The 11259-nt window shown below is 66.1% G+C and carries 2 protein-coding genes; both read right to left on the reverse strand.

The window, feature by feature from the left end:
* The coding region (locus tag JQ566_RS34370; protein WP_212380667.1) for a non-ribosomal peptide synthetase at positions 1 to 10830 on the reverse strand (10830 nt) is incomplete at its 3' end.
* Positions 10823 to 11259 (reverse strand): phosphopantetheine-binding protein (locus tag JQ566_RS34375; RefSeq protein ID WP_212380669.1); only part of this gene is annotated, 437 nt, incomplete at its 5' end. The genes JQ566_RS34375 and JQ566_RS34370, both read right to left, overlap by 8 nt.

Raw genomic sequence — 11259 nt, forward strand, 5'->3', positions numbered from 1 at the left:
CTTCAGCACGGCCAGCAGTGCGACCAGCATCCCGACGCCCCGCTCGAGCGCCAGCCCGACCACGATTTCGGTCCCGACGCCGCGATCCCGCAATCGCCGCGCCAGCCGGTTGGCACGCGCGTTCAGTGCCGCGTAACTGAGCTCCGTCTCGCCGAACACCAGCGCGATCGCTTCGGGCGACTTCCGGACCTGCGCCTCGAACTGTGCAATAATCCCCTCGCGCGGCTCATCCCGGCGCGTGTCGTTCGCCCGTGCGAGCAGGACGTCATCCGCGGGATCGCGGGCCGCAATCATGCCGACTGGTCGATCGGCATCGATGCTCAGCGCTTCGATCAGCCGCACAAAATTTCGCTGCAGCCGCGCAATCTGCGCCTCGTCGAAATGCTTGCGCTGATAGTTGAAGACGAGGCGCAGGCGCTCATCGACGCCGATACTGGCGAACAAGGGATAATTGCTGGTCTCGACGATCCGGGTTTCGCCGACCTGGATCTGTCGGTTCTGTCCGATCAGCATGCGGTCGACAGGATAATTCTCGAACACCAGGATGCTGTCGAACAGCGGCCGTCCGGGACGCCCTGCCAGGCGCTGGATCTCATAGAGCGGCGTCGAGCCGAAGTCGCGCAAGGCCAGATTGCGATCCTGCAACTCGCGCAGCCATGCGCCGACGGTCTGCTGCGGGCTGACGTCGTCGATCACCGGCAACGTGTTGATGAACAGGCCGACCATCTCTTCAGCGCCGGCGAGCTCTGGCGGCCTGCCCGACACGGTGACACCGAAGCAAACCGTTCCCTGCCCGGTATGCTGTCGCAGCAACTGCGCCCATGCCGCCTGCACCAGCGTGTTCATCGTGACCCGCTCGCGCGCCGCGAATTCCTGCACGCGTTTGGTCAGCGCAGGATCCAGCTCCAGCGCAAGCATGTCGTGGCCCGACGATTGTGGGCTCGTCTGTTCGATCAGGCCTTCCGCCAGGAAACTCGGTTCATCCAGCCCAGCCGTCGCATTGCGCCAGAACGCCGCCGATGCATCGCTGTCGCGGTTATTCAACCAGGAGATGTAGTCGCGGTAACGGTGCTGCAATGCTGGCAGACGTCCCTCGCCGTTATGCTGCATCACCTCGGCGATCAACCGCGCCGAGCTCCACCCGTCGAGCAGGATGTGATGATGCGTCCAGATCAGCCAATGCCGGTCTTCGCCAAGCCGGATCAGCCGGACCCGCTGCAAGGGCGGCCGTGACAGGTCGAACCCGGTGGCCTGCTCCTGCCGCGAAACATCGGCCAGCGCCGTATCCAATTGCGCCTGGCCCCACGTCGCGACCCGGGCCCTCCAGTCGTCCTCGACGAAGGGCACTTCGGTCCGTCGATAGACGACCTGTTGCGGCGCGCCGGACAGGTCGCGCCAGACGAATCCGGTCCGCAGCACCGCATGGCGATCGCTGGCCGCCTGCCAGGCGCGGCGCAGTTTAGCAGCATCCAGGCCGCGGATCTCCGCTGCGACCTGATTGACGTAGAGCCCGCTCTCGCCGTCGTGCATCGCATGGAACAACATGCCCTGCTGCATCGGCGACAATGGATAGATGTCCTCGATCTCGCGCCAATCGAGCGCAAGCCTGTCGAGCTCGGCCTGCCCGAGCCCCGACAATGCCACGTCGGATGGGGTCAGGCCGCAGGCGCCGCCGGTGCAGTGTTCGACCAGCTCACGCAATGCAGCCTCGTACAAGGCGGCCAGTCGCTCGACCGTCTCGCGCCGATAGCGCTTGCGGCCGAAGCCGAATGACAAACACAGCCGGCCATCGCGTACCGTGCCGTTCACGCTCAGCCAGCGTCGTAGCGCGCTCGATGCATCCCGCGACGGGCCGGCACTTTCCGCCGTCATCTTGAACAGCGCGGCCGCGTCATCACCGCTGTCGATCTGTCCGAGATAGTTGAAGGCAATTCTCGGCTCGCAGACATGCGACAGCGCCATGCGCTGCTCGTCGGAGCCAAGGTGGCCCAAGACGCCGTAGCCGAGCCCACGGACGGGAATGCCGCGAAGCTCCTCCTTCACGGTCTTGATCAAGAGCGAGAAATCTTCCGAGCCGCCGGCCAGTCGCACGGGAAAGGCCGTCGTGAACCAGCCGACCGTGCGCGAGAGGTCGAGATCGCCGGACAGCTGCTCGCGGCCATGCCCCTCCAGCTCGACGAGAACGTCGTCCTGCCCGCTCCATTGCCAGACGGCGCGTGCAAGGCCGGCAAGAAGTAGATCATTGATCTGCGTGCGATAGGCCGACGGCGCATCCGCGAGCAGCCGCTGCGTCCATTCAGTTTCGAACGACAGCAGGACCTCGTCGGCATCCACGATGCGATCGATGCCGGCATGATCGTCGTCGCAGGGAATGTCTGCATTCGCGCAGCGGCTGATCCAGTAGGGCAGTTCCGCGGCCAGCTCTGGCGATGTCGCGTAGGCCCGCAAGCGCTGTCCCCACAGCGCGTAGGCGTGGGTCTTGGGCGGAAGCCCGACCGCGGCGTCGCCCTGCGCAAGCTGCGTGTACGCAGAAGCGATGTCCTCCAGCAGAATGCGCCATGACACGCCGTCGATCACCAGATGGTGGATCACGATCAGAAAACGCTGGCTGCCGTCGGCCACATCGATGCCGACCGCCCGCAACAGCAACCCGCTGGAGATCGACAGGCTTGCCTGCGCCGACGATGCTAGCGCCGTCACGGCGTCGCGGTCGGCCGCATGCCGGACCCAGAGCAGTTCCTCCGCGGACGGAGCATCGCCGTGCTCGGCACACCAGCTCCCTTGCCTCTCCTCGAAGCGGAGGCGCAGTGCGTCATGATGATCGACCACGGCGGCGAGTGCACGCCGCATCACGTCCCAGTCGAGGCGCTCTCTCGGCTGCAAAAGCACCGCCTGATTCCAGTGATCCCGATTGCCCATCTCCTCCGCAAAGAAGCGGGTCTGAATCGGGAGCAGCGGATGCGGGCCGATGACCTGCCCCTGATCGGCGGGCATCCCCGTACGCAGCTCAGTCCGCGCCGCGAGCGCCAGTGCTTCCAGCGTCTGATACTGAAACACGTCGCGGGGCTCGATCTGGTAGCCGGCGCGCCGGGCGCGGCTCACCATCTGGAGCGAGATGATGGAATCGCCGCCGAGCTCGAAGAAATTATCGGTGAGGCCGACGGCGGGCCGGCCGAGCAGCTCGGCCCAGATCGCCGCAAACGCCATCTCGGCCGGCGTACGTGGCGCCTGATGCTCCGCATTCCCATGGACCAGGTCGGGCGCCGGCAGCGCCTGGCGATCCACCTTGCCGCTCGGCATCAAGGGCAACCGCTCCAGCACTGCAATTCTCGCCGGCACCATGTAATCGGGCAAGATGGTAGACAGTGCTCTCCGCAGCGCCGCCTCTTCTAACTCCCCCGCGCCGCTGACATAGCCAACGAGCTGTCGGCTAGCGCCGACATCGCGCGCCGTCACCACGGCGGAGCGAACGCCGGGCTGCTCGAGCAGTCGCGCCTCGATCTCGCCGAGCTCGATGCGGAAGCCGCGGATCTTGATCTGGTGATCCGCGCGCCCGACATAGTCGATCGCGCCATCGGCCCGCCAGCGCGCCAGATCTCCCGACCGATAGAGCCGCTCGCCCTCCTTGCTGAAGGGATCGGGAATGAAGCGCTCCGCCGTCAGCTTCTCGCGCTGCCAGTAGCCCCGGGCCAAACCGGCCCCGCCTATGAACAACTCGCCGGTCACGCCCGCCGGAACCATGTTCAGATCGGTGTCGAGTATGCGGATCGTCATGCCGGGAATCGGCCGTCCGATCGGCACGCGCGTCGCCCCCTCGGCGCGACACTTCCAATAGGTGGCATTGATCAGGGCTTCGGTCGGGCCATAGCGATTGTCGAACCGCACATCGGGGAACGCTGCGAGCACGCGCGTCATCAGCTCGAGCGACAGCGCCTCGCCGCCTGCAAACAGGCGCTTGAGCGAGGTACAGCGCGTCGCGCCGGGCTCGCTCACGAAATGCGCGAGCATCTGCGGCACGAAGTGCAGTGTCGTCACGTCATGGGCGACGACGGCGTCAACAAGAAGCCGCGGCTCGCGATGCGCACCCGGAGCGGCGATCGCGAGCCGCGCGCCGGTCGCGAGAGGCCACAATATCTCCCAGACCGAGACGTCAAAGCTGAACGGCGTCTTGTGCAGCAAGGTCTCGCCGGGATCGAGGCGATATTCCGCCTGCATCCAGCCGAGCCGCGCCGCAAGCGCGCGATGCGAACAGGCCACGCCCTTGGGTACGCCGGTCGAGCCTGACGTGTACATCACATAGGCCAGGCTGTCCGGATGAAGCGCCGCATCGGGATTGCCCGCAGGCGTCTCGATGTGGGCCCCGCCCTCACCGTCGATGGTCCAGGCCTCGGCGCCCGCATCCGCGATCACCGGCGCCAGATGCGAGAGCAGCCGCTCCTGGGTCAGCACCAGCGCTCTTCCGCTGTCGCGCAGCATGTGAAGCAGGCGATCGGACGGGTAATCGGGATCGAGCGGCAAATAGGCTCCGCCGGCCTTCAGCACAGCCAAAACGCCGACGATCAGCGCCACGCTGCGCTCGAGCGCTAAACCAACCAGCCGGTCGCGACCAATTCCATGCTCCCGCAACCGCCACGCAAGGCGATTGGCACGCGCGTTCAGCTCGCCATAGCTGATCTGCCGATCGTCGAAAACCAATGCGATCGACGATGGCGAAGCCGCGGCCCGCGCCTCGATCTGTGCGACGATGCTGTCGCTAAACTTCGGGGCGCGCTCCGCGCCTCCGCTCCAGCCGAGTATTTTCTGCGTCTCATCGGCATCGAGGCCGTCGAGCGCGCCAAGCGGACGAGACGCGTCCTCCACGATCCTGGACAGCAGCCGCGACAGCGAGGCTTGCAGATATCTGATCTGATCGTCATCGAAGCGGCCACGGTCGTAGCGAAAGCCCAGATTGATGCCGTCGGACTTGGCGAACACCGCCACCGTCAGCGCATAATTGGTGATCGAGACCTGCTCGACCCGGCCGAACCGGCGTCCGCTGCCGCTCTCGCCCCGCAGCGCCTGATCGATCGGGTAGTTCTCGAACACGAGGATATTGTCGAACAGTGCGCGACCGGAGCGGCCGGCAAGGCGCTGAATCTCGTACAGCGGCATCCAGCCGTGATCGCGTAAATCCATGTTGCGCGCCTGGAGGTCGCGCAGCCACGCTCCCACTTCGGTTTGCGGGGCTGCTTGATCGACGACGGGCAGCGTGTTGATGAACAGGCCCACCATGTCCTCTGACCCGCTGATCTCGGCCGGCCGGCCCGAGACCGTCGCGCCGAAACAGACCGCGCGCTGGCCGGTGTGACGACGCAGCAGCTGCGCCCACGCGCCTTGCACCAGCGTGTTCAGCGTGACGTGCTCGCGCCTGGCAAAGGCTTGCAGGCTCGCCGTCAGCTTGGCCGTGAGCAGCAGGTCCAGCGAGCCATGGCCGGCTGGATCCGTGGTTACCGGTCCTCCCAGCGTGTCCGCAAGGAAACTAGGCTCCTCCAGTTCTGCCAAGGCGGAGCGCCAGAATGCTGCCGACGCATCGCGGTCCTGCGTTTGCAGCCACGCGATGTAGTCGCGATAGCGGCCCCTCACAGGGGGCAGCCGCTCGCCGCGCTCGTGCTGCAAGATCTCCGCCATCAGACGCGCGGCGCTCCAGCCGTCGAGCAGGATGTGGTGGTGCGTCCAGATCAGCCAGTGGCGCGTCTCGTCAAGTCGGATCAGCCGGACCCGCTGCAATGGCGCTTGCGACAGGTCGAATGCCCTGGCGCGCTCGGCTTGCGCGATGCCTGCGAGCGCGGCCCGGAGTTCCTCGTCGTCCATGGCGGGCGCTTGCGCGCGCCAGTCTTCTTCCTCGAATGGCAAATGCGCAGACCGATAGACCACCTGCTGCGCCGCCCCCGAGAGCTCGCGCCACGCAAATCCGGTTCGCAGCACGGCGTGCCGCGCGCTGACCTCGTGCCAGGCTGCGCGCAGCCTGGCGGCATCAAGACCCCGGATCTCCAGGCCGATCTGGTTGACGTAATTGCCGCTCTCGCCATCACGCAGCGCATGGAACAGCATGCCCTGCTGCATCGGCGACAGCGGATAGATATCCTCGATCTCACGGCAGTCGGTCGTTGCGATCAGCGCGTCGAGATCAACCTGGTTCAGGTCCGACAACGCGAAGTCCGACGGCGTCACGCCGCGAGCGCCACCCGTGCAATGCGCGACGAGCTCGCGCAGGGCCGCAGCATAATGCTCCGCTAGATGTTCGATCGTTGCCCGCCGGTAGCGCCTGCGGCCATAGCTGAACGACAGGCGCAATTGTCCGTCACCGACCTGACCGTTGATGCTCACCCAGCGGCCGAGCGGCGCGCTGTCGCTGCGCATCGGCCCGGAGCTCTCGGGCGCGAGGCGGAACGGCGCGCTCTCTCCCATGCTGGAATCGAACTGGCCGAGATAGTTGAAGACGATGCGCGGCTCAGGACGTGCCTCTAGCGCGCTCCGCTGCGCCTCGGTGCCGAGATGACGCAGGACGCCGTAACCCAGCCCGCGGTTGGGAACGGCGCGAAGCTCCTCCTTGACGGATTTGATCAGTGCAGCGTCGTCGCCGGAGCCGCCCGGCAGGCGCACCGGAAAAGCCGTGGTGAACCAGCCGATAGTGCGGGATACGTCTACGCTCGCGAAAATGTCCTCACGGCCATGCCCTTCGAGCTCGACGACGACATCCTCAATTCCGCCCCAGCGCGAGACCGCTCGCGCCAACGCTGCCAGCAGAAGATCATTGACCTGGGTGCGGTAGGCGGACGGCGCCTCCTTCAAGAGCCGCGCAGTCAAGCCCGTGTCGAAAGCCAGCTGGATTTCCTCGCCATCGGCAACCCGGTCGACCTCACCATGATCATCGTCGCAGGGAAACGCGGCATGCGATCCTCGTTCGAGCCAGTAGCCGAACTCAGCCGCCAGCTCATCGGTACCGGCGTAGGCCTGCAACCGCGCCCCCCAGGATCCATAGGGCTCGCTCCGCGCCAGCGCGATCGAAGCCGCACCTTGGCGGATCTGATCGTACGCCGTCGCAAAATCCTCGAGCAGCACGCGCCATGACACGCCATCGATGACCAGATGATGCACCACCACCAGAAGCCGCTGGCTGCCGTCCGCGAGGTCCATGCCGACCACACGCAACAGCGGCCCAGTCAGCGACAAGCTAGCCTGGGCTGACGAGGCGACTTTCGTCACTGCGGCAGCGTCGCGGACGTCGCTGCGAATCCACAGAAGCTCCGACGTTGGCAGCATTGCGCCATAGGTCGCGCGCCAGCCGCCATCAATCTCCTCGAAACGCAGGCGCAAGGCCGCGTGATGAGCGATGAGAGCGGCGAGCGTGCGCTCGACAAATTTCCAGTCGAGCCGCGACTTCGGCGTCAACAGGACGGCCTGGTTCCAGTGATGGCGGTCCCCCGCGTCCTCTCCGAAGAACCGCAACTGGATCGGCAGCAACGGATGCTCGCGGCCTTCGATATTGCATTCGAGGGCGACGTCGTCCGCCCTGCTCTCATTTCGCGCCACCCGCGCCAGATCCTGCAAGGTCTGATGTCGGAAGACATCACGCGGCTCGATCAGCAGGCCCGCCTGGCGGGCGCGGCCGACGAGTTGCAGCGAGATGATGGAATCACCGCCAAGCTCGAAGAAATTGTCCTCGACACCGATGAGAGGCTGGCCGAGCAGTTCGGCCCAGATCCCGGCGAGCACTGTCTCGGCCGCGGAGCGCGGCGCAATATGAGCTGCGGTTGCCGTGGGGGTCGCGGGCGCCGGCAGGGCATCGCGATCGACCTTGCCGTGCGCTGTGAGCGGCAACCACTCCAGCCGCACGATGCGGGCCGGCACCATGTAGTCGGGCAGCTCGTCCGCGAGCGCGGCGCGCATCTCCGCTTCGTCGAACGGTCCAGCGCCGCCGACATAGCCGACCAGCTGATGACTGGCGCCGACTTCGCGGGCAACGACCACGGCCGACTGCACCCCGGCCTGCCGCATCAGCAAGGCCTCGATCTCGCCGAGCTCGATGCGGAAGCCGCGGATCTTCACCTGGTGATCGGAGCGACCGACATATTCGATCACCCCATCGGCGCGCCACCGCGCCAGATCGCCGGTGCGATAGAGCCGCGCGCCCGGCGCGCCAAACGGATCAGGGACAAAGCGCTCAGCCGTCAGCTCGGCGCGCCGCCAATAGCCGCGCGCCAGCCCCTCGCCGCCAATGAACAGCTCGCCGGTCACGCCGACGGGGACGATGTTGAGATCATTGTCCAGGATGTAGGCCGAGCGGCGGCCCACGGGGCGGCCGATCGGGGCGTAGTTGCCGTCGATCTCCTCGCTGGCATCGACCTTCCAGACCAGCGGCGTCACCACGGTCTCGGTCGGCCCATAACCGTTGATCAATACCCGGGGCTTGAGTGCGCGCTTGACCTTGTCGAAGCCTGCCTTGGGCATTGCCTCGCCGCCGAACGAGTACAGGTCCACGGGCGGTGGATCGCCGCGCCACATCGCGAAGTCGGCGAGCTGTTGCAGATAGGCCGGCGGGAATCCGGCGTTGGTGACACGCTGCCGGCGCAGAACCTCGATGGTCTGCTCGGCCGACCACAGATCCGCATCGCGCATCACCAGCGCTGCGCCGCAGGTCAGAGCGGTCCAGAGCCGCTCATGGGCACCATCGAAGGTGAAGGACAGGAAGTGCAGCTCGCGCGAGTGCCGATCCATGTCGTAGAGCCCGGCCGTCACCTCGCAATGCATCGCGAACGGACCGTGCTCGACCGCGACGCCCTTGGGGATGCCGGTGGAGCCCGAGGTATAGATCACATAAGCCAGGCTGGTTGCGGCCAATGCGATCTGCGGATCGCCTTCGCTCTCTCGCGCTAGATCGATCGCATCGAGCGGGACGACCTCGATGCCGGCGAGCGGCGGCGTCAGCGCCGAGCCATCCGCGTCAACCAGCACGATACGCGTGCCGGCATCGCGCAGGGTGCCGACCTGCCGCCTCGCCGGATGCTCGGGATCGAGCGGCAGATAGGCGGCGCCCGTCTTCAAGATGGCAAGAAGGGCCACAACAAGATGCGGCGAGCGATGTGCCGAGACGCCGACGAGGTCGGAGTGCCCGACGCCCAGGCGCATCAGGTGATGGGCGAGGCGATTGGCGCGACGGTTGAGCTCGGCATAGGTGATTTCATCGTCACCGAAGATCAGCGCTGGCGCGTCGGGCGCTTCGGCAGCCAGCCGCGCAACCGTCCGGTGCACCGGCGTGAACGGTGTACCTGTTGTTCCACCATCCGCGCGGTTCCATTGGCGCAGGCTCACCAGTTCCTGTTGGGAGAGTAACGCCACATCGGCGATCACTTGCCTGTCGTCGGCGACCATCGCCTTGAGGATCGTGATCCAATGCGCGGCAAGGCGCTCGATCGTCGCCGCCTCGAACAGCGCAGTCGCGTAGGTGAAGATCGCCCGGATGTCTCCGGACGGTTCCTCGTCGGTATCGAGCGCAAGGTCGAACTTGACCGTATCGACCTCGGCATCGATCTTCTCGATCTTGAGGCCGGTCCGATCCGGCGGATTAACCGACGCCCGACGGCTCTGATGATTGTAGAGGACCTGGAAGAGCGGATTCTGGCTCAGGCTGCGCGTGGGCTGGAGAATTTCGAGCAGTCGCTCGAACGGAAGATCCTGGGTCTCCTGTGCCTCGATCGTGGCCGTATGGACCGCCGCGATGAAGTCCGCGATCCTCGCGCGACCGTCGATCTGCGTGCGAAGCACCTGGGTGTTGACGAACAAGCCGATCACACCACGCGTTTCGTCGCGGTGCCGATTGGCGACGGGCACGCCGATGTTGATATCGAGCTGGCCCGTGTAGCGATAGAGCAGCAGCTTGAAGCTCGCCAGCATGACGGCGAACAACGTCGTGCGGTGTCGCCGCGCGAGAGCGCGCAGGCCATCGGCCAAAGCCGGATCGAGCGGGATGCGGCGAGCCGACCCGGCAAGGTCGGGGACCGCCGGCCGCGCCCGGTCGATCGGCAGCTGGAGCACGGCTGGGTCGGCGAGACGCCTGGTCCAGTAGTCGACCTGCCGCTCGCCATCGACTGCGCTCATCCAGAGCCGCTGCCATTCGGCGTAGTCGGCATAATCGATCTCCGGCTCCGGCAGCGCCGGTGCTTCGCCGCATGCAAATGCTGCGTAGAGCGTCCAGAATTCGTCGACCAGCACGCCCATCGACCAGCCGTCGGTCACGATATGATGCAGGCTAACGACGAGGAAGTGGTCGCCCTCGTCCAGCGTCAGCAACGCCACGCGCATGAGCGGGCCGGCTTCGAGATCGAACGGCTGCGAGGCTTCCTGCCGCGCCAGCAAGCGCGCCTGCCCTTCGCGATCGTCGCCAGCGAGGGTCACGCGCCGCAATGCGACCGGTTGCGGATCGCGGACGAATTGTTCGGCTTGCTCTCCTTCCTGCCGAAACACGGTGCGAAGCGCACTGTGACGCGCGACGAGCGCATCGAACGCCTGTTGCAATGCGCGTGGTTGCAGCCGGCCGCGCACGCGCACCGTCGCCGTGATGTTGTAGGCGGCGCTGCCCGGATCCATCCGCCACAGGAACCAGAGGCGAGATTGCGCAAAGGACAGCGGCGCCCGCTTCCGCTCCCGGCGCACGATCGGCAGCATGGCGAGATTGACGCCCTTGGTCGCGAGCTGCGACAGGAATGCGTGCTGCTTGCCGGCATCGAGGCGCATCAGGCGCCGTGAGATGTCGTGCAGTTGCTGCTTCTGCGTGGTTGCCGTGTCACTCATCGGACAGTTCGACTTCCTTCAACATGTCGAGCATCGCGGCGATGTCGCCGCTCCGCTTGTCGGTCTCGCTCTCGGGGCCCAGCGCGGCCGCCATGGTTTCAACGGTCGTCATTTCAAACAGACGGTTGAGCGGCAGGTCGTGGCCGAGATCGCGCTTGATGCGGCTGACGAGCTGGACGGCGATCAGGGAATCGCCGCCGAGCTCGAAGAAATTGTCGGTGACGCCGATGTTGGGCTGGCGCAGCAGATCGGCCCAGATCGTAGCCAATGCGGCTTCCGCCGGCGTGCGCGGCGCGACATGCTCGACAGACGCTGCGAGCTGATCCGGCGCCGGCAGCGCCTTGCGGTCGAGCTTGCCGTTCGGCGTCAGCGGCAGACGCTCCAGCACCACGATCCGCGCCGGGACCATGTAGTCCGGCAGCACCGACG

It is taken from the genome of Bradyrhizobium sp. SZCCT0231 (assembly GCF_018130245.1).
GTDB lineage: Bacteria > Pseudomonadota > Alphaproteobacteria > Rhizobiales > Xanthobacteraceae > Bradyrhizobium > Bradyrhizobium japonicum_F.